This is a genomic window from Pseudomonas sp. GW821-FHT02A08, assembly GCF_059422045.1.
Genome location: NZ_JBWKWD010000008.1, coordinates 127091 through 145969, shown reverse-complemented (window position 1 = coordinate 145969; position 18879 = coordinate 127091). Strand labels below are relative to the sequence as shown.

Below are 18879 nucleotides of genomic sequence, written 5' to 3'. Positions count from 1 at the left end.
AAAATCGAAGTCGTTAGCAGGCTAAGGGGATGGCGTTGCCGCACTGAAAAATGGCACATTGACGTACCTGCACGTTTGTACCTCCTGTGGTTTGGAAACTCCCATGGCTATCAGCAACGCCCAGACCGGCTCAGTGCCGGCGTCCGCTACGCCCCAAAGCAGTCCCCTGGTGATGCGCATCATCGGCGCGGTGGCGCTGGCACACTTGATCAACGACCTGATCCAGTCGGTGCTGCCGTCGATCTATCCGATGCTCAAGGCCAACTATGGCCTGACCTTTACTCAGGTCGGCCTGATCACCCTGACGTTCCAGTTGACGGCCTCGCTGCTGCAGCCGTGGGTCGGTTACTACACCGACCGCCATCCCAAGCCGTGGTTGTTGCCAGCGGGGACGGTCTGCACCCTGGTCGGCATTCTGATGATGTCGATGGTCGGCAGCTTTCCTTTGATTCTGCTGGCGGCGGGGCTGATCGGCATCGGTTCATCGACCTTCCACCCGGAGGCGTCCCGCGTGGCGCGCCTGGCTTCGGGCGGGCGCTTCGGGCTGGCGCAATCGACCTTCCAGGTCGGCGGTAACGCAGGCTCGGCGTTCGGTCCGTTGCTGGCGGCTGCGATCATCATTCCCTACGGCCAGGGGCACGTGGCCTGGTTCGGCCTGTTCGCGGTGTTTGCGCTGTTCGTGCTCTACCGGATCAGCCGCTGGTACGCCAACCACTTGAACCTGTTCAAGCTCAAGCAAGGCCAGGCGGCGACTCACGGCCTGTCCAAGGGTCGAGTCACCAGTGCGCTGGTGGTACTCGGGTTGCTGGTGTTCTCCAAGTATTTCTACATGTCGAGCCTCACCAGCTACTTCACCTTCTACCTGATCGAGAAGTTCGACCTGTCGGTGGCCAGTTCGCAGTTGCACCTGTTCCTGTTTCTCGGCGCGGTCGCAGCGGGGACGTTCTTTGGCGGGCCGATCGGCGACAAGATCGGGCGCAAGGCGGTGATCTGGTTCTCGATCCTCGGCGTTGCACCCTTCACATTGCTGCTACCCCATGTCGACCTGTTCTGGACCAGCATCCTGAGCGTAGTCATCGGCTTCATCCTCGCCTCGGCGTTCTCGGCGATCGTTGTGTATGCCCAGGAACTGGTGCCAGGTAATGTCGGGATGATCGCCGGGGTGTTCTTCGGCTTGATGTTCGGCTTCGGCGGGATTGGCGCGGCGTTGCTCGGGCATCTGGCGGACATGCACGGCATCGAGTACGTGTACTACCTGTGTTCGTTCCTGCCGTTGTTCGGAGTGTTGGCGATCTTCCTGCCGCGAACCAAAAAGGCCTGACTCGACACAAATCCCGCTGTGGGAGCGGGCTTGCTCGCGAATGCGGTTCGTCAGCCACATGTACTTCGACTGACACTCCCTCTTCGCGAGCAAGCCCGCTCCCACAATGGGGCGCAGGTGTGGCGGATGATTATTTCAGGCACAAAAAAGCCGCGTATCAAACGCGGCTTTTTCTTGATGTGTGGCTTACACGTTGAAGCGGAAGTGCATCACGTCGCCGTCTTTGACGATGTAATCCTTGCCTTCCAGGCGCCATTTACCGGCTTCCTTGGTACCGGCTTCGCCCTTGTACTGGATGAAGTCGTTGTAGGCAATCACTTCGGCGCGGATGAAGCCTTTCTCGAAGTCGGTGTGGATCACGCCAGCCGCTTGAGGTGCGGTGGCACCGACGCGCACGGTCCAGGCGCGGACTTCTTCGACACCGGCGGTGAAGTAGGTCTGCAGGTGCAGCATTTCGTAGCCGGCGCGGATCACGCGGTTCAGGCCAGGCTCTTCGAGGCCCAAGGCTTCGAGGAACATGTCTTTTTCTTCGCCGTCATCGAGCTCGGCGATTTCCGCTTCGATCTTGTTGCACACCGGTACCACCACGGCGCCTTCTTCTTCGGCGATGGCGCGGACCACGTCCAGGTGCGGGTTGTTCTCGAAACCGTCTTCAGCGACGTTGGCGATGTACATGACCGGCTTGGTGGTCAGCAGGTGGAAGCCCTTGATCACCGCTCTTTCGTCGGCACCCATGTTCTTCATCAGGCTACGTGCAGGCTTGCCTTCGGTGAAGTGGGCGATCAGTTGCTCCAGCAGGCCTTTCTGGACCACTGCATCCTTGTCACCGCCCTTGGCGTTACGCGCGACTTTCTGCAGTTGCTTCTCGCAGCTGTCGAGGTCGGCGAAGATCAGCTCCAGGTCGATGATTTCGATGTCGCGTTTCGGGTCGACGCTGTTGGAGACGTGAATCACGTTCTCGTCTTCGAAGCAGCGGACCACATGGGCGATGGCATCGGTCTCACGGATGTTGGCCAGGAACTTGTTGCCCAGGCCTTCACCTTTCGATGCACCGGCAACCAGGCCCGCGATGTCGACGAACTCCATGGTGGTCGGCAGGATGCGCTTCGGATTGACGATGGCTGCCAGGGCTTCCAGACGCGGATCCGGCATCGGCACGATACCGCTGTTCGGTTCGATGGTGCAGAAGGGGAAGTTCTCGGCCGCGATCCCGGATTTGGTCAGGGCGTTGAACAGGGTGGACTTGCCGACGTTAGGCAGACCGACGATGCCGCAATTGAATCCCATGGTGTTTTCCCCGAGGAGTGAGTCAGGCCTTCTGGCTGTGCAGGTTTTTCATCGCTCGGTTCCATTCCCCGGCGAGGATATCCGGCAGCACGCCGAGGGCAAAGTCGATGCTGGCATCGAGTTTTTCCTGTTCGGCGCGTGGCGCACGACCCAGGACGAAATTTGAAACCATACTGGCAACGCCCGGGTGGCCAATGCCAAGCCGCAAGCGATGAAAGGTATTCTGGTTGCCCAGTTGCGCGATGATGTCGCGCAACCCGTTATGACCGCCATGGCCGCCGCCCACTTTGAGTTTGGCAACGCCCGGAGGCAGATCGAGTTCGTCGTGCGCCACGAGGATTTCTTCGGGCTTGATGCGGAAGAAACCGGCGAGTGCCGCTACGGCCTGGCCGCTGCGGTTCATGTACGTGGTGGGAATCAGCAGACGAACATCCTGACCCTGGTGCGAAAAGCGCCCGGTCAGGCCGAAATATTTGCGGTCCGCCACAAGGTTCACGCCTTGTGCGTTCGCGATGCGCTCAATAAAAAGGGCCCCTGCGTTATGCCGGGTCTGTTCGTATTCAGCGCCTGGATTTCCCAGGCCAACGATCAGTTTAATGGCAGTCACGATAGGGGCCCTTCCTTGGAGTGGTGGATAACATCGCCGCAATCAGGGAGAGCGGCGAAAGTGGACGAAAATTGCTCATTTACCATGATGTAAACTCCGCGTTCTCGCCCGCTTTCTCGCTATGCTCTAGTCCGCGATGTTTCCGGTCACTCCGGCGTACAGAGTAAAATTACTCTGCAGCGCCTTCTGCAGCTTCTGGAGCAACACGTGGAGCGTGGACGTTGGCAACAGCCTTGTCATCACCGTGTGCCAGAGCAACGAACTCAACGCCTTTAGGAGCCTTGAGGTCCGACAGGTGAATGATCGAACCGATTTCAGCGTTAGCCAGGTCGACTTCGATGAACTCAGGCAGATCTTTCGGCAGGCAGGAAACTTCGATCTCGGCAACAACGTGCGAGATTTCGCCGCCTTTCTTGGTCGGTGCTTCTTCGTTGATGAAGTGCACTGGAACGATAGCGGTCAGTTTCTGGCCAGCGACTACGCGTACGAAGTCAGCGTGCATCACGTGGCCTTTGGCCGGGTGACGCTGCAGGGCTTTGATCACGACGTTCTGCTTGGTGCCACCAACGTTCAGCTCGATGATGTGGCTGTAAGCCGCTTCGTTTTCGAGCAGTTTGGCAACTTCTTTGGCCAGCATGCTGATGGATTCAGGGGCTTTGTCGCCACCGTAAACTACAGCTGGAACCAGGCTTGCGAGACGACGCAGGCGGCGGCTCGCACCTTTCCCCAGGTCGGAACGCACTTCAGCATTCAGAGTAAAATCGTTCATGTTGTATCTCCAAAATAACCACACTCGCCCCAGCGTTTGCGACCAGCGCTAAAGGCGATATGGGCAAAAAAGCCCCGCCCCGACAGGAATGCCGGGGCGGGGCGCTTTTCGTCAACGAGACATTTCGAGAAGGGCAGGGCCCTTAGCGGAACATCGCGCTGATCGATTCTTCATTGCTGATGCGGCGGACCGCCTCGGCAACTACCGGTGCGATATCCAGTTGGCGGATACGCGCACAGGCTTGTGCTGCAGCGGACAGCGGGATGGTGTTGGTCACCACCAGCTCGTCCAGCACGGAATTTTCAATGTTTTCGATCGCCCGACCCGACAGCACAGGGTGCGTGCAGTAGGCGAAAACCTTGGCAGCGCCATGCTCTTTCAGGGCCTTGGCCGCGTGGCACAGGGTGCCGGCGGTATCGACCATGTCATCGACCAGAATACAGGTACGCCCTTCGACATCACCGATGATATGCATCACTTCAGAGTGATTGGCTTTCTCACGGCGTTTGTCGATGATCCCGAGATCCACGCCCAGGGATTTGGCAACGGCACGTGCACGCACGACGCCGCCAATGTCCGGGGACACGATCATCAGGTTTTCGAAGCGCTGATCTTCGATGTCATCCACCAGAACCGGGGAGCCGTAGATGTTATCTACCGGAATATCGAAGAAACCCTGGATTTGGTCAGCATGCAGATCAACCGTGAGAACACGGTCGATGCCGACAACGGTAAGCATGTCAGCCACGACTTTCGCGCTGATAGCCACACGTGCGGAACGCGGACGGCGATCCTGACGGGCATAACCAAAGTAAGGAATAACAGCAGTGATACGAGTAGCCGAGGAGCGGCGGAAGGCATCAGCCATCACTACCAGTTCCATCAGGTTATCGTTGGTCGGAGCGCAAGTCGGCTGAATAATGAAGACGTCTTTACCGCGGACGTTTTCATTGATCTCGGCTGTAATTTCGCCGTCGGAGAATTTACCGACAGAGATGTCACCGAGAGGGATATGCAGCTGACGTACGACACGCCGAGCCAGATCGGGGTTAGCGTTCCCCGTAAAGACCATCATCTTGGACACGCGCAGTACCTGAAGGCTGAGGGTAACCTGGATGAGTATAGGAAAATGGCAGGGGCGGCTGGATTCGAACCAACGCATGGCAGGATCAAAACCTGCTGCCTTACCGCTTGGCGACGCCCCTGTATCTGTTGCAACGATTACCCAGTAATCGGTTCCTTTAGAGCAGACTTTGCAGCTTGCGATGCAACATCGAAACGTTGCTTCCTTTTGCTACAAACCCTGTAAGGGTCTCTGTAAGAAGGGCCGAGACTTTATCAGCTTCAGCTTTGCTTGGGAAGCCCCCAAACACACAACTTCCAGTTCCGGTGAGTTTTGCTTCGGTAAATTTACCTAACAAATTCAAAGCGTTACGTACCTCTGGATAACGCCTTGTTACCACCGGCAAGCAGTCATTTCGACTGTTTCCCTTGGGAACGGGGCGCACTTTAATGGGAGGAGTGTTACGTGTCAACAACGGATCTGAAAAAATTTCTGCCGTACTTACAGAGACTTGCGGCACCAGCACCAGATACCACGGTTCTTCCGGGTCGACAGGGGTCAGTTTCTCCCCCACGCCCTCGGCGAAAGCCGCGTGGCCACGCACGAAAACCGGGACGTCGGCGCCCAGCGTCAACCCCAGCCCGGCCAGGCGATCTTCATCCCAGCCCAATTGCCACAGATGATTCAAGCCAAGCAAAGTCGTTGCGGCATTCGAGCTGCCGCCGCCGATGCCGCCGCCCATGGGCAGGATCTTGTCGATCCAGATATCGACGCCCAGCGAGCAAGCGGATTGCTCCTGAAGTTTTCTGGCGGCCGTGACGATCAGGTTGCTGTCGTGGGGCACGCCCGGGAACTCGGTGTGCAATTGAATGACACCGTCATCGCGCAGGGCATAGGTGATTTCGTCGCCATAATCGAGAAACTGAAACATCGTCTGCAGTTCGTGGTAGCCGTCTTCGCGGCGACCGAGGATGTGCAGCATCAAATTGAGTTTGGCCGGAGACGGCAAAGTCAGGCGATTGGCTGGCATGTCATGATCCCAGTTTGCGTGGTTGCCAAGCCTTGATCACCAGTGTGACGTCAAGGTCGGTGCCATGCAGCTTGATGCGCTCGGGCAGCCAGTAGCCATTTTGCTGCGTGTAGTCGGTGTATTCGACCTGCCAGCCATCCTGCTCGAGGTTGGCCAGGCGACTGTCGGTATCCAGTGTCAGGCGACTTTTGCTGTCGGGTGCCGGGAGCCCGCGCACCCACCAGGCCAGGTTGGACACCGGCAATTTCCAGCCCAGCTGTTCTTCGAGCAGCACTTCCGGGTTCGGCGCGTCGTAGCGTCCCTGGTTGGCGACTTCCAGCGATACCTTACCCGGACGTCCGGTCAGGCGAGCGGCGCCGCGGCCCAGTGGTCCGGACAGGCGAATGTCGTAGTAATCCTGGCGCTGCAACCAGAACAGCGTGCCGCTGCCCGAGTCTTTCGGGGCGCGGATGCCGATCTTGCCATCTATCTGCCAGCCATCGAGGCCGGTCAGTTGCTGTTTGTGCTCGCGCCATTGGGCGGCGTTGCCGTGACCCTCGACCGATTCGCGTGGACCCAGGCCCGCACAGCCGGCGAGCAGGGCGATAAAACTGAAAACGATGAAATGGCGCAAAAACATAATCTTAAAGAGTCTCTGATCCGGTCAGGCGTTTGATGGTGCCGCGCAGGGTCGGGCTGTCAGGCTGTTCCTTGAGGAACTTGCCCCAGACTTGTCTGGCTTCACGCTGCTTGCCATTGGCCCACAGGACTTCGCCCAGGTGAGCGGCGACTTCCTGGTCGGGGAAGCGTTCCAGGGCTTGGCGCAGCAGGCGCTCGGCCTCGTCGAGATTGCCCATGCGGTAATTCACCCAGCCAAGGCTGTCGAGTACCGCCGGGTCTTCCGGACTGATCCGGTGTGCCTGTTCGATCAGGGCCTTGGCTTCGGCGTAGCGCGTGGTGCGGTCAGACAGGGTGTAGCCGAGGGCGTTCAACGCCATGGCATTGTCCGGGTCGCGCTTGATGATCGCGCGCAGGTCTTTTTCCATCTGCGCCAGGTCATTGCGTTTTTCCGCCTGCATGGCGCGGGTGTAGAGCAGGTTCAAATCGTCCGGATATTGCTGCAAGGCTTGTTGCAGAACGTTCCAGGCCTTGTCGCCCTGATTGTTGGCGGACAGGGTTTCGACTTCGATCAGGTACAACTGGATCGCGTAATCCGGCTGCTCGTCGCGCTCTGCCGCCAGTTTGCGTTGGGCTTCGGCGGTCCTGCCGTTGTCGATCAGGATGTCGGTCTGACGCAATTGCGCCGGCAGGTAGTCGCTGCCCGGGCCTACCTTGGCGTATTCGATCAGCGCGCCTTGCGGGTCGTTCTGTTCTTCGGCGATGCGGCCGAGGTTCAGGTGCGCCGAGTCGACGTGGCTTTCCCGGGCGATCAGGTCTTCAAGATAACCCTTGGCCTCGTTCCAGGCCTTGGCTTCCAGGCAGACCAGTGCCAGGGAGTAACGCAGTTCGTCGTCTTCCGGGTATTGCTGGACCAGGCTCGAGAACTCGGCCTTGGCGTCGTCCATGCGGTCCTGTTCAACCAGCATCCGCGCGTAAGTCAGGCGCAGGCGCTTGTCGTCCGGGTATTTCTTGATGCTTTTTTGCAGCAACGGCAAGGCCTCGTCACCGCGATCGAGGGTTTGCAGCAGGCGTGCGCGCAACAGGATCGGTGCGATTTCGCCGTCGTCCGGCGGATTGTCTTCCAGCAGCTTCAACGCGCCTTTGGCGTCGCCGTCCTGTTGCATCAGCAAGGCCTTGCCGAAAATCAGCTGGCTGTTGTCCGGATGACGCTGCAACAAACGGTCGAAACTTGTCATCAACCCGTTGCGGGTGTCCTGGTCGGTGTCGGCCGCGGACAGCGCAAGGAAATCGAAATGGGTGTCGCCCTTGCCTTGCAGGACTTTCTCCATATAGACCATGGAGTCGTCATAGCGCCCGGCGCGTGCCAATTGCACGGCGGCGGCGCGTTGCGCTTCGAGGTCGTCGGGGGCGTTCCTGGCCCAGATCAGCGCGGTATCCAGGGCTGCCTGATCGGCGCCCAGATATTCTGCGATACGAAATGCCCGCTCGGAGATGCCCGGATCCTGGGTATTGATGGCCTGGGTCACATAGTTGTCCAGGGCAATGTCGAAACGATTGCGTTGGCCAGCCAGTTCGGCGCTCAACAGGCTGTAGATGGTTTCCTCGCTGAATGAGCTGTAGACCTTGGGCTTTTCAGGGGCCGGGGTGCTGTCTTCAACCGGCGGCGCACTGTCCGACGAAACGGGTGCCAAGGCCTGGCAGCCGCTGAGGAAGACAAGAGCGAGGAGCAACGCGGAGGATCTATTCATATAGGAAGAGGACGACTAACCTGCGGTCGGATCATCATGACACAAGCTTTCGGCCAAACATAACCGGCCCGGCAATTTACCTGCCAACCCGATCCGGATCACCCTGATGCCTGTGTAAACGAGAACTGCTCGCAACCCGCGGCAGCGCCTGATGGCGCGATAGATATCGAGTAGTTGTTCTGACTCCGTCGAAGTAGGACAATTGTCGGCTTCACGTCACCATCAGCGACTTTGAATGGCCTTCCTTGCACTCGGTATTAACCACAAGACTGCTTCAGTAGACGTCCGCGAGCGCGTGGCTTTTACCCCTGAGCAGCTGGTTGAGGCCTTGCAGCAGCTCTGCCGACTCACCGACAGCCGCGAAGCTGCGATCCTCTCCACCTGCAATCGCAGTGAACTCTATATAGAACAGGATCACCTGTCGGCGGAGATCGTGCTGCGCTGGCTGGCCGAATATCATCATTTGAGCTACGACGAGCTGCGCGAAAGCGCCTATGTGCATGAAGATGATGCGGCAGTTCGTCACATGATGCGGGTCGCTTCCGGGCTCGACTCGCTGGTGTTGGGCGAACCGCAGATTCTCGGCCAGATGAAATCGGCCTATGCCGTGGCCCGCGAGGCCGGGACTATCGGGCCATTGCTCGGGCGCTTGTTCCAGGCCACGTTCAATGCGGCCAAGCAGGTGCGCACCGACACGGCCATCGGCGAGAACCCGGTGTCGGTGGCGTTTGCCGCGGTGAGCCTGGCCAAGCAGATTTTCAGCGACCTGCAACGCAGCCAGGCCTTGTTGATCGGCGCCGGCGAGACCATCACTCTGGTCGCCCGCCATCTGCATGACCTGGGTGTAAAACGCATAGTGGTCGCCAACCGTACCCTGGAGCGCGCGAGCATCCTGGCCGAGCAGTTTGGCGCCCATGCGGTGTTGTTGTCGGATATTCCGGCAGAGCTGGTACGCAGCGATATCGTCATCAGTTCCACCGCCAGCCAGTTGCCGATCCTGGGCAAGGGGGCGGTGGAAAGCGCCTTGAAACTGCGCAAGCACAAACCGATCTTCATGGTGGATATCGCTGTTCCGCGAGACATCGAGCCAGAAGTCGGCGAACTGGACGACGTTTACCTCTATAGCGTCGACGATCTCCACGAAGTGGTCGCCGAGAACCTCAAGAGCCGTCAGGGCGCAGCCCAGGCCGCCGAAGAGATGGTCTCGGTCGGCGCCGAAGATTTCATGGTCCGCCTGCGCGAGCTGGCGGCGGTGGACGTGCTCAAGGCCTATCGTCAACAGAGCGAACGCCTGCGCGACGAAGAACTGCAAAAGGCCCAGCGCATGCTGGCCAACGGCAGCAGTGCCGAAGAGGTGCTGGTGCAACTGGCTCGCGGGCTGACCAACAAACTGTTGCACGCACCGAGCGTGCAGTTGAAAAAGCTCTCTGCCGAAGGTCGCCTGGATGCGCTGGCGATGGCCCAGGAACTCTTTGCCCTCGGTGAGGGCTCATCGGATAGCTTTTCGGATAAAAAACCGCAATGAAAGCGTCACTGCTCAATAAGCTGGATATCCTCCAGGACCGTTTCGAGGAATTGACTGCCCTGCTGGGCGACGGCGAGGTCATTTCCGATCAGAACAAATTCCGCACCTATTCCAAGGAGTACGCGGAAGTTGAACCGATCGTGGGCGCCTATAAAGAACTGCTGAAAGTGCAGGACGACCTTGAAGGCGCCCAGGCACTGCTCAAGGACAGCGACCCGGACATGCGTGAAATGGCCGTGGAAGAAGTCCGCGAAGCCAAGGAGCGTCTGGTCACGCTCGAAGCCGACCTGCAGCGCATGCTGCTGCCCAAGGACCCGAACGACGGGCGCAACGTGTTCCTCGAGATCCGTGCCGGTACCGGCGGTGACGAAGCGGCGATTTTCTCCGGCGACCTGTTCCGCATGTATTCGCGTTACGCCGAGCGTCGTGGCTGGCGGGTGGAGATCCTCTCGGAAAACGAGGGTGAGCACGGCGGCTATAAAGAGGTGATTGCCCGGGTCGAGGGCGACAACGTCTATGGCAAGCTGAAGTTCGAATCCGGCGCACACCGTGTGCAGCGGGTTCCGGCGACCGAGTCCCAGGGCCGCATCCACACCTCGGCCTGCACCGTGGCGGTACTGCCCGAGCCGGACGAACAGGAAGCCATCGAGATCAACCCGGCGGACCTGCGCATCGACACCTATCGCTCCTCCGGCGCCGGTGGCCAGCACGTCAACAAGACCGACTCGGCGATCCGTATCACGCACTTGCCGTCCGGCATCGTGGTCGAGTGCCAGGAAGAGCGTTCGCAGCACAAGAACCGCGCACGGGCGATGTCCTGGTTGTCGGCCAAGCTGAACGATCAGCAAACCTCCGCCGCGGCCAACGCCATCGCCAGCGAGCGCAAGTTGCTGGTCGGCTCCGGCGACCGATCCGAGCGCATCCGCACCTATAATTTTGCCCAGGGCCGGGTCACCGACCACCGGGTCAACCTGACCTTGTATTCCCTCGACGAGATCCTCGCCGGCGGTGTCGAGGCGGTGATCGAGCCGTTGCTGGCCGAGTACCAGGCCGATCAACTGGCAGCGATAGGTGAGTAAATGACGATCATTGCCAGTTTGTTGCGCGCCGCCGATCTACCCGACTCCCCGACGGCGCGTCTGGATGCCGAACTGCTGCTGGCGGCGGCCTTGGGCAAGTCCCGCAGTTTCCTGCACACCTGGCCGGAGCGTATCGTGCCGAGTGAAGCGGCACTGACGTTCGCCGAATATTTGCAGCGCCGACGCAGCGGTGAGCCGGTGGCCTATATCCTCGGCCAGCAGGGTTTCTGGAAGCTGGACCTGGAAGTGGCGCCGCACACGCTGATCCCGCGCCCCGACACCGAGTTGCTGGTGGAAGCCGCACTGGAACTGCTGCCGGCCACTCCCGCCAAGGTACTCGACCTCGGCACCGGCAGCGGCGCGATTGCCCTGGCCCTGGCCAGCGAACGTCCGGCCTGGAACGTCACTGCCGTGGATCGCGTGCTGGAAGCCGTGGCCCTGGCCGAGCGCAATCGCCAGCGTCTGCACCTGAACAACGCCACCGTGCTGAGCAGCCATTGGTTCAGCGCCTTGGAAGGCCAGCGTTTTCAACTGATCATCAGTAATCCGCCCTACATCTCAGCGGCCGATCCGCATCTGGTCGAGGGCGATGTGCGCTTCGAACCGGCAAGCGCCCTGGTGGCCGGTGTCGACGGGCTCGACGATCTGCGCCTGATCGTCGCCCAGGCACCGGACCATCTGGAGGCCGGTGCCTGGCTGATGCTCGAGCACGGCTATGATCAGGCCGAGGCGGTCCGCGATTTGCTGCTGACCCGGGGTTTTGAAGAAGTCCACAGCCGTACCGATCTGGGCGGTCATCAACGCATCAGTCTGGGGCGCCTGCCGTGCTGAATGATCAGGAGTTGCTGCGTTACAGCCGGCAGATTCTGCTGCAACACATCGATATCGACGGTCAGTTGCGGCTCAAGGAGAGCCGCGTATTAATCGTCGGTCTTGGCGGCCTTGGCGCGCCAGTGGCTCTGTATCTGGCGGCCGCCGGCGTTGGCGAGTTGCACCTGGCGGACTTCGACACGGTCGACCTGACCAACCTGCAACGCCAGATCATTCACGACACCGACAGCGTCGGCATGACCAAGGTCGATTCGGCGCTCAAGCGCCTGACCGCGATCAATCCCGAGATTCAACTGGTCGCCCATCGTTCGGCGCTGGATGAGGATTCCCTGGCCGCCGTGGTGGCCGGGGTAGATCTGGTCCTCGATTGTTCCGACAATTTTTCCACCCGTGAAGCGGTCAATGCCGCTTGCGTAGCCGCCGGCAAACCGCTGGTCAGCGGTGCGGCGATTCGCCTCGAAGGTCAACTGTCGGTGTTCGATCCGCGTCGGCCGGAGAGTCCGTGCTACCACTGTTTGTATGGGCACGGCAGCGAAGCCGAGCTGACATGCAGCGAGGCCGGCGTGGTCGGTCCGCTGGTGGGGCTGGTCGGCAGTCTGCAAGCGCTCGAAGCACTGAAGTTGCTGGCCGGATTCGGCGAGCCGCTGGTGGGGCGCCTGTTGTTGATCGATGCCTTGGGCACGCGCTTCCGTGAGTTGCGGGTCAAGCGTGATCCGGGTTGCAGTGTCTGTGGGTCGAAACATGCGTGAAGCGCCGATTGGCGTGTTCGACTCCGGTGTCGGGGGGCTCTCGGTACTGGCCGAGATCCAGCGATTGCTGCCCAATGAGTCTCTGTTGTATGTCGCCGACTGCGGGAATGTTCCCTACGGCGAGAAAACCCCGGAGTTTATCCAGCAACGTTGCAGCGTGATGGCCGACTTCTTTCGGCAACAGGGCGCCAAGGCCCTGGTGCTGGCGTGCAACACGGCGACGGTTGCCGGTGTCGCCGACTTGCGTCGCGACTATCCGCAATGGCCCATCGTCGGCATGGAGCCGGCGGTCAAGCCGGCCGCCGCCGCAACCCGCTCCGGTGTGGTGGGGGTGCTGGCCACTACCGGTACCTTGCAGAGTGCCAAGTTCGCCGCATTGCTCGACCGTTTCGCCACGGACGTGAAGGTGATCACCCAGCCCTGTCCCGGGCTTGTAGAGCTGATTGAAAGCGGCGACCTGCGCAGCCCCGAGTTGCGCCAGCTGTTGGCCGGGTATGTTCGGCCACTGCTGGCCGCCGGAGCGGACACCCTGATTCTCGGCTGTACCCATTACCCCTTTCTCAAGCCGTTGCTGCGGCAGATGATCCCCGATGACATCAGCCTGATCGACACCGGCGCCGCCGTCGCACGGCAACTTCAACGTCTGCTGGCCGAAGGCGAGCTGCTCGCCGAGGGCCCGGTCCGTGAGGCGCAGTTCTGGACCAGCGCTGATCCGCTACATTTCAGAAATATCTTGCCGATACTGTGGAATACCTCTGGTGTTGTGCGAAGCTTCAACAGGTAGAAGGCTGTCCGGGGGGAATACGAAGAGTCGGGTGAACTTCTGATAAATCGCTGACTTCTATAGTTTTGCAGAGTTTGGCAACAAAAAAACCATACGAAATCGTTCACAAAAGGAAGTTTCAAGTGAAGCGACTATTCTGCTTGGCCGCGATTGCGGCCGCACTGATGGGGCACACTTTTACCGCGCAGGCGGCAGGTGTGGAGTTCGCGGTTGGTCAGACCAGCGATTCGACCATGACGTATCGGCTGGGCATGCAATTCGATTGGGATCAGAGCTGGTTGCAGAGTGATACTGGTCGCGTGACCGGTTACTGGAGCGGCGCCTACACCTATTGGGAAGGCGACAAGACGTCGAGCAATAACAGCCTGTCGTTCTCCCCGGTGTTCGTTTACGAGTTTGCCGGCCAGAATGTCAAGCCCTACGTTGAAGCAGGCATTGGCGTGGCGGCGTTCTCCAATACGCGAATCGAAGACAACAACCTGGGCAGTTCTTTCCAGTTTGAAGACCGGTTCGGTTTTGGCCTGCGCTTCAATGGCGGCCACGAAGTCGGGGTCCGCGCGACGCACTATTCCAACGCCGGGCTCGCCAGTTCCAACGATGGTGTAGAAAGCTACTCGCTGCATTACACGTTGCCGTTGTAAGCACCGACGCTGCACTAAATGTGGGAGCGGGCTTGCTCGCGAAAGCAGTGGATCAGCCGAAACTGTAATCGACTGACCTGACGCTTTCGCGAGCAAGCCCGCTCCCACATTGGTATTGGGACAACTTCAGACTAGCGATACGCCGTCGAAATCCCCTGGCGTTCGTCGATGCACTCCGGTGCACCCATTTCGAACTCCCGGCAGATCAGCGGGCGTTTTTCGTAGATGGTGCACATCATCGTGTTGCGATCCAGCGCGGCACACCAACCGTCATCCAGGCGCAGCATCACTTCCCCGCCCCAGTCATCGGTATCGATGAACCGTTCAGGCACACCCGTATCGGTGATCAGCATGACTTCGAGCTGGCAGCAGCAGGCTGCGCAGGTCGAGCAGGTGACCGCGGGTTCCGCGATTTGCGTATGGGGGATGGTTTTCATGGCGCGCAGTGTAAGGCAGTCGCCGGGTGCTGTGTGAAAGGTCTGACGGACGCTCAAGGATCGGAACGTCCGGGATGCCGCTGCCGAAGCTGGCGCTTTTTACGGTTAATCCTTGATCGGCGGCTGGCTGCGCACCATGGGTTTGCCGATCTCCAGTTTCACTTGGTCCGGCCGTCTGGAGAGCGGCCAGAGGGCGGCCATGAACGCTGCCGGGAAAGCGATCTCCAACGGGCGGTCCTTGAGTTTGTCGAAGATGTGCCGCGCGGCTTTCTCCACCGGCCAGCTCAAGGCCATGGGGGAGTCGTTTTTCGCCGTCAGAGGCGCCTCGACAAAACCGGGGCTGATCACTGTGAGTTCTATGCCTTCCGGGGCCAGGTCAATGCGCAGGGATTCGAACAGATAACGCAGCCCGGCCTTCGAGGTGCCGCAGGCTTCTGCATTGGGCAGCGGCAGGTAGGTCACCGTACTGGCCATGGCTACCATATACGGTGCGGTGCCGGCCCGCAGCAAAGGCACGGCAGCGTCAATGCAATAGCTACTGGCCAACAGATTGGTACGCACCACGTGCTCGACAATCGACGCATCGAACTGCTTGGCATCCACGTACTCGCAGGTGCCGGCGTTGAGTATCACGGTGTCCAGCGAGCCCCAGTCCTCGGCAATCTGCTCGCCGATCTCACGTACGGTCTGGCTGTTGGTCAGGTCCCCGGCGACCACCAGCACCTGCCCCGGGTAACGTAGCGACAAGTCTTTGAGTGGTGCCACGGTGCGCGAACTGACGGCCAGGTGCGCACCGGTCTTGAGGATTTCTTCGGCAAGGGCGGCACCGATGCCGTTGCTTGCACCCGTCAGCCAGTATCGTCGTGCGAGTGTCCGACTCATCCCAATCTCCTTTTCAGCCGGGTAATTGCCCGGCCCAATACGGGTAATTGTCCATAATGCAAAGCCCCGGCATCGAAGTCATCCCGGTGGCGGTAATTCATGACCCTACGGCGGCGTATTGCCGCGAGGGCAGGTTTTTGAATGCCGTCAACGCACGCGTACGAGAAGTACTCAGGTCGACGATCGGTGAGGGGTAATCCACAACACCGAAAAGGCCGCCGAGATTGGCGGGGTTGTGCACGTCTTTTTTATTAAAGCCAGCCAGTTCCGGCAGCCATTGCTTGATGAATACGCCTTCGGGGTCGAATTTTTCCGACTGGCTCAACGGGTTGAAAATCCGGAAGTAAGGCGCCGGGTCGGTGCCGGTGGAGGAACTCCACTGCCAGCCACCATTGTTTGCCGCCAGGTCGCCATCGATCAGGTGACGCATGAAAAAGCGTTCGCCTTCGCGCCAGTCGATCAGCAGGTTTTTGGTCAGGAACATCGCCACCACCATGCGCAGGCGGTTATGCATCCAGCCGGTTGCCAACAGTTGGCGCATGGCGGCGTCGATGATTGGCAAGCCGGTACGCGCCTGTTGCCAGGCGGCCAGTTCTTCGGGGGCGTTGCGCCAGGCCAGCGCTTCGGTTTCCGGACGAAACGCGCGGTGCCGGGAAACCCGTGGGTAGCCCACCAGTATGTGTTTGTAGAACTCGCGCCACAGCAGTTCGTTGATCCAGGTGACGGCGCCGGTCTTGCCGCTTTCGAATTCACCCTGATTGCTGTTCAAGGCCGCGTGCAGGCATTGGCGCACAGAAATCACCCCGGCGGCCAGATAGGCTGAAAGCTGACTGGTGCCGGGCTTCGCCGGGAAGTCCCGTTCGCTTTGATAGTGCTCGATCTGCGCATCGCTAAAGCTGTCGAGGCGATGCCTGGCTTCGGCTTCGCCCGCCGGCCACAGGTTGCGCAGGTACTCATCGGGTGTTGCAAAACCGTCGACACTCAAGGGGAGCGCATCGCTGGCAATGTTCAGCGGCGCTTGTTTGTGCGGTGCGCGGACCAGGTTGGGCAGCGAGTGGTGCAATCGTTCGTAGCAGATTTTGCGGAACTGACTGAAGACCTGAAAGTAAGTGCCGGTCCGGGTCAGCACGCTCCCGGGCTTGAACAGCAATTGATCGAGGTAGCGGCGAACTTCGATGCCTTCGGCCTGTAGGGTCCGGGCAACTGCTGCATCGCGACGGGACTCGTGGATGCCGTATTCATCGTTGAGGTGTAACGCGTCGACCTGCCACTGTCGACACAGAGTCAGCAATATCTTGGGTGCATCATCCCAGCGCGGCGCCCGGCGGATCAGCAGAGGAATGTTCAGTTGCCCCAGTTCATGGCTCAACTGGCGCAGGTTACGCAGCCAGAAGTCCACTTTGCAGGGCGCATCGTCGTGTTCCAGCCATTGTTCCGGACTCAGCAGATACACCGCCATGCAGGGGCCGTTAGCCGCGGCGGCCGAGAGGGCGGTGTTGTCATGTAGGCGCAGGTCGCTGCGCAGCCAGATCAATTGCATTTTGTTATCCGCGGGATTCATTTAAATCAGCCCGTGCTGAACGAGTGCCTGATGTGCCGACAACGGATCTTCGGCCAGGTAAAAGTCAGCGATCTCGGCAGTACTGACGGACAACTCGGTTTGGTGGATGCATACCGTTGGTCCGGCAATCATTTTTGGGCAACTGACACCTTTGAAAAGTTTCGGCAACTGCGCCGGATTCAGGGCTTTGCTTGAGTACAGCAGAACCCCGCGGGGTTGCAGAAGTTCAACGGCCAATGCCAATTCACCGACAGGCAGCGGCCAGTCGAAGACCTCCACCGGGCAATCTGCGCTGCTGATCAGCCAGGCCGTGAGCCACAGGTGCGGCTCCATGGGCAGGTCCGAGTGGTTGACCAGCAGCAGCGGCGCGGTACGCAACTGACGATTGTTATGGTAGATGCGCGCACCGAACTTGCTGCGCAGCCAGGCACAAAAAAATCCTCGCTCCATCTGCGCCCCGAACTGGCCTTGCCAGCGTTGCTCCAGAGCGGCCAGCAAAGGCATCAGCAATTGCTCGCACAGGGTTCGCGGCGGGTACAGCGCCATCGCCTGATTGACGCTGTCATCCAGGGCGCGTTCCTGCAATCGGCTGACCGCCTGCAGTAATGTTTGCAGCAAGGCGTGCCAATCGTTGTCGACGGACTCGCTGAAGGCTTGCGGCGTGTCCAGCAATGGCTTGACCTGGCTGACGGCAACGCCACGGTTGAGCCAGGTGAGGATGGCCTGGATGCGTTGCACGTGGTCGGCCGAGAACAACCGATGGCCCTTGGGTGTGCGCAGCGGCACGATCAGGCCGTAGCGCCGCTCCCAGGCGCGCAAGGTCACGGCATTGACCCCGGTTTGCCGCGCCACTTCACGGATCGGCAGCCAGCCTTCGTCCAGCGCCTTTTTAAAGTCATCGCCGAGGTCTTCGCGGGCGCTGGCGTCGAGTGCTTTTTTCATCAGATGGCGTTTCGCAGGCTGAGGTTTTCCGGATGCGGTTGCAGGTAAACCTGCTGTGCGACGTACGGATCGGGGTGTTGGCGAAAGTGATGTTTGAGCAGCGTCAGCGGCACCACCAACGGCACGATGCCCAGGCGGTACTGGCTGATCACGTGCTGCACTTCCTGCTTGTCTTCGCCGCTGATGGCCTGTTTCAGGTAGCCACTGAGGTGTTGCAGAACGTTGGTGTGAGTGCGGTGGGTGGCGCATTTTTTCAGCGCCGTCATCAGTTCGCTGAAATAGCGGGGGCCCAGTTCCTGCGGGTCGGTTTTGCCCATGTTGCCCAGCAGCTGGCCCAGGGTTTTGTATTGCACCGGGTTATGGGCCATCAGCAGGTATTTGTAGCGCGAGTGAAAGTCCGTGAGGCTGCGCCGGGTCATGCCCTCCCGGCGTAGTTGCTGCCAGGCGCTGCAGGCGAACACCCGGGTGAGGAAGTTTTCCCGCAGCACCGGATCGTTAAGCCGGCCGTCCTCCTCCACCGGCAAGTCCGGGTGCCGCAGGCAGAAGGCCCGGGCGTAGATCCCGCGCCCGCCACTGTCCGGCCGTGCGCCGTTGGTGTGGTAGACCTTGACTCGCTCCAGGCCGCAGGACGGGGAATTTTGCATGAAGATGTAGCCGCAGATATCCCCCAACTGCGCTGCCATGTCCCGGCCGTAGGTGGTCAGCGGTTGTGTCACGTTAAGGTTGGGATCAAGGGTGCCCACGGCTTCGGGTTGATCCGCACTGCCCACCAGTCGAATCGGTTGGCGGGGGACGCCCAGGCCGATGGCCACTTCAGGGCAGACCGGGATGAAGTCGAAGTAATCGGTGAGGGTGCGGCTGCACAGTCGCGATGCCTTGTGCCCGCCGTTATAGCGCACGTCGAGCCCCATCAGGCAGGCGCTGATGGCGATTTTCGGTTTGGCGGGGGCGTGGAACATCGGAGCACCTCGAATCTGAACCTGTACAAACATTCGGGTCTGTACAAGATAACTTCATCATAGA

19 protein-coding genes, 1 tRNA gene and 1 pseudogene are annotated in these 18879 nt (G+C 60.0%); 7 read left to right on the top strand and 14 right to left on the bottom strand.

Going from position 1 to position 18879, the window contains the following annotated elements; translation table 11 throughout:
* Positions 1-103: 103 nt before the first annotated feature.
* Positions 104-1321 (top strand): MFS transporter, encoded by a 1218-nt coding sequence (locus AC07W4_RS08660; protein ID WP_495032148.1) that lies wholly within the window; start codon positions 104-106, stop codon positions 1319-1321.
* 186 nt (positions 1322-1507) lie between these two features.
* On the opposite strand, the gene ychF is transcribed toward AC07W4_RS08660, so the two are convergent.
* From ychF to AC07W4_RS08620, 8 genes are all read right to left on the bottom strand, one after another.
* The gene (ychF, locus tag AC07W4_RS08655; protein ID WP_495032147.1) at positions 1508-2608 is read right to left on the bottom strand and encodes a redox-regulated ATPase YchF; all 1101 of its coding nucleotides are present in this window, start codon (positions 2606-2608) and stop codon (positions 1508-1510) included.
* A gap of 22 nt (positions 2609-2630) precedes the next feature.
* On the bottom strand, positions 2631-3215 hold the full coding sequence (pth, locus tag AC07W4_RS08650) for an aminoacyl-tRNA hydrolase (protein WP_495032146.1): 585 nt from the start codon (positions 3213-3215) through the stop codon (positions 2631-2633).
* 169 nt (positions 3216-3384) lie between these two features.
* Entirely contained in the window at positions 3385-3984 is a 600-nt protein-coding gene (locus tag AC07W4_RS08645) for a 50S ribosomal protein L25/general stress protein Ctc (protein ID WP_007973891.1), read from the bottom strand.
* Positions 3985-4126: 142 nt separating this feature from the next.
* Complete coding sequence (locus AC07W4_RS08640; RefSeq protein ID WP_003171603.1) at positions 4127-5068, bottom strand: ribose-phosphate pyrophosphokinase; 942 nt, start codon at positions 5066-5068, stop codon at positions 4127-4129.
* A gap of 46 nt (positions 5069-5114) precedes the next feature.
* A tRNA-Gln gene (locus AC07W4_RS08635) sits at positions 5115-5189 on the bottom strand.
* A 36-nt stretch (positions 5190-5225) separates the two neighbouring features.
* Entirely contained in the window at positions 5226-6077 is an 852-nt protein-coding gene (gene ispE / locus AC07W4_RS08630) for a 4-(cytidine 5'-diphospho)-2-C-methyl-D-erythritol kinase (protein WP_495032145.1), read from the bottom strand.
* Position 6078: 1 nt separating this feature from the next.
* A complete protein-coding gene (lolB, locus tag AC07W4_RS08625; protein ID WP_008046036.1) occupies positions 6079-6696 on the bottom strand; it encodes a lipoprotein insertase outer membrane protein LolB in 618 nt (205 codons plus the stop codon).
* A 4-nt stretch (positions 6697-6700) separates the two neighbouring features.
* On the bottom strand, positions 6701-8425 hold the full coding sequence (locus tag AC07W4_RS08620) for a tetratricopeptide repeat protein (protein ID WP_495032144.1): 1725 nt from the start codon (positions 8423-8425) through the stop codon (positions 6701-6703).
* A 235-nt stretch (positions 8426-8660) separates the two neighbouring features.
* On the opposite strand from AC07W4_RS08620, the gene hemA reads away from it, so the two are divergent.
* From hemA to AC07W4_RS08590, 6 genes are all read left to right on the top strand, one after another.
* On the top strand, positions 8661-9950 hold the full coding sequence (hemA, locus tag AC07W4_RS08615; protein ID WP_095945275.1) for a glutamyl-tRNA reductase: 1290 nt from the start codon (positions 8661-8663) through the stop codon (positions 9948-9950).
* A complete protein-coding gene (gene prfA, locus AC07W4_RS08610; protein ID WP_007981853.1) occupies positions 9947-11029 on the top strand; it encodes a peptide chain release factor 1 in 1083 nt (360 codons plus the stop codon). Before hemA ends, prfA begins: the two co-directional genes overlap by 4 nt.
* Entirely contained in the window at positions 11030-11860 is an 831-nt protein-coding gene (prmC, locus tag AC07W4_RS08605) for a peptide chain release factor N(5)-glutamine methyltransferase (protein ID WP_495032143.1), read from the top strand.
* A complete protein-coding gene (locus AC07W4_RS08600) occupies positions 11854-12609 on the top strand; it encodes a molybdopterin-synthase adenylyltransferase MoeB (RefSeq protein WP_007997111.1) in 756 nt (251 codons plus the stop codon). The genes prmC and AC07W4_RS08600 overlap by 7 nt, the downstream gene beginning before the upstream one ends.
* A complete protein-coding gene (gene murI, locus AC07W4_RS08595) occupies positions 12602-13393 on the top strand; it encodes a glutamate racemase (protein WP_495032142.1) in 792 nt (263 codons plus the stop codon). Before AC07W4_RS08600 ends, murI begins: the two co-directional genes overlap by 8 nt.
* A 122-nt stretch (positions 13394-13515) precedes the next feature.
* Positions 13516-14034: an acyloxyacyl hydrolase gene (locus AC07W4_RS08590; protein ID WP_495032141.1), complete on the top strand. Its 519-nt coding sequence runs from the start codon at positions 13516-13518 to the stop codon at positions 14032-14034.
* Positions 14035-14165: 131 nt separating this feature from the next.
* On the opposite strand, the gene AC07W4_RS08585 is transcribed toward AC07W4_RS08590, so the two are convergent.
* The 6 genes and pseudogenes from AC07W4_RS08585 to AC07W4_RS08560 all read right to left on the bottom strand — a co-directional run bounded on the left by AC07W4_RS08585 (position 14166) and on the right by AC07W4_RS08560 (position 18815).
* Positions 14166-14471, bottom strand: a complete 306-nt coding sequence (locus AC07W4_RS08585; protein ID WP_007981864.1) for a YkgJ family cysteine cluster protein — start codon at positions 14469-14471, stop codon at positions 14166-14168.
* A 105-nt stretch (positions 14472-14576) separates the two neighbouring features.
* A complete protein-coding gene (locus AC07W4_RS08580; RefSeq protein WP_495032140.1) occupies positions 14577-15353 on the bottom strand; it encodes an SDR family NAD(P)-dependent oxidoreductase in 777 nt (258 codons plus the stop codon).
* Positions 15350-15448: pseudogene (locus tag AC07W4_RS08575) on the bottom strand (nuclear transport factor 2 family protein); the annotation flags it as partial. The gene AC07W4_RS08580 and the pseudogene AC07W4_RS08575, both read right to left, overlap by 4 nt.
* 2 nt (positions 15449-15450) lie before the next feature.
* The gene (gene phrB, locus AC07W4_RS08570) at positions 15451-16893 is read right to left on the bottom strand and encodes a deoxyribodipyrimidine photo-lyase (protein ID WP_495032139.1); all 1443 of its coding nucleotides are present in this window, start codon (positions 16891-16893) and stop codon (positions 15451-15453) included.
* Positions 16894-16914: 21 nt separating this feature from the next.
* Positions 16915-17856 (bottom strand): MerR family transcriptional regulator, encoded by a 942-nt coding sequence (locus AC07W4_RS08565; RefSeq protein ID WP_495032138.1) that lies wholly within the window; start codon positions 17854-17856, stop codon positions 16915-16917.
* A complete protein-coding gene (locus AC07W4_RS08560; protein WP_495032137.1) occupies positions 17856-18815 on the bottom strand; it encodes a YbgA family protein in 960 nt (319 codons plus the stop codon). The genes AC07W4_RS08565 and AC07W4_RS08560 overlap by 1 nt, the downstream gene beginning before the upstream one ends.
* Positions 18816-18879 lie beyond the last annotated feature (64 nt).

Excerpts from the sequence above, each read along its gene's own strand:
- AC07W4_RS08660 (WP_495032148.1), top strand. The coding sequence starts at position 104 with ATGGCTATCAGCAACGCCCAGACCGGCTCAGTGCCGGCGTCCGCTACG.
- ychF (WP_495032147.1), bottom strand. The coding sequence starts at position 2,608 with ATGGGATTCAATTGCGGCATCGTCGGTCTGCCTAACGTCGGCAAGTCC.
- AC07W4_RS08645 (WP_007973891.1), bottom strand. The coding sequence starts at position 3,984 with ATGAACGATTTTACTCTGAATGCTGAAGTGCGTTCCGACCTGGGGAAA.
- ispE (WP_495032145.1), bottom strand. The coding sequence starts at position 6,077 with ATGCCAGCCAATCGCCTGACTTTGCCGTCTCCGGCCAAACTCAATTTG.
- lolB (WP_008046036.1), bottom strand. The coding sequence starts at position 6,696 with ATGTTTTTGCGCCATTTCATCGTTTTCAGTTTTATCGCCCTGCTCGCC.
- AC07W4_RS08620 (WP_495032144.1), bottom strand. The coding sequence starts at position 8,425 with ATGAATAGATCCTCCGCGTTGCTCCTCGCTCTTGTCTTCCTCAGCGGC.
- hemA (WP_095945275.1), top strand. The coding sequence starts at position 8,661 with ATGGCCTTCCTTGCACTCGGTATTAACCACAAGACTGCTTCAGTAGAC.
- prfA (WP_007981853.1), top strand. The coding sequence starts at position 9,947 with ATGAAAGCGTCACTGCTCAATAAGCTGGATATCCTCCAGGACCGTTTC.
- prmC (WP_495032143.1), top strand. The coding sequence starts at position 11,030 with ATGACGATCATTGCCAGTTTGTTGCGCGCCGCCGATCTACCCGACTCC.
- murI (WP_495032142.1), top strand. The coding sequence starts at position 12,602 with ATGCGTGAAGCGCCGATTGGCGTGTTCGACTCCGGTGTCGGGGGGCTC.
- AC07W4_RS08585 (WP_007981864.1), bottom strand. The coding sequence starts at position 14,471 with ATGAAAACCATCCCCCATACGCAAATCGCGGAACCCGCGGTCACCTGC.
- AC07W4_RS08580 (WP_495032140.1), bottom strand. The coding sequence starts at position 15,353 with ATGAGTCGGACACTCGCACGACGATACTGGCTGACGGGTGCAAGCAAC.
- phrB (WP_495032139.1), bottom strand. The coding sequence starts at position 16,893 with ATGCAATTGATCTGGCTGCGCAGCGACCTGCGCCTACATGACAACACC.
- AC07W4_RS08565 (WP_495032138.1), bottom strand. The coding sequence starts at position 17,856 with ATGAAAAAAGCACTCGACGCCAGCGCCCGCGAAGACCTCGGCGATGAC.
- AC07W4_RS08560 (WP_495032137.1), bottom strand. The coding sequence starts at position 18,815 with ATGTTCCACGCCCCCGCCAAACCGAAAATCGCCATCAGCGCCTGCCTG.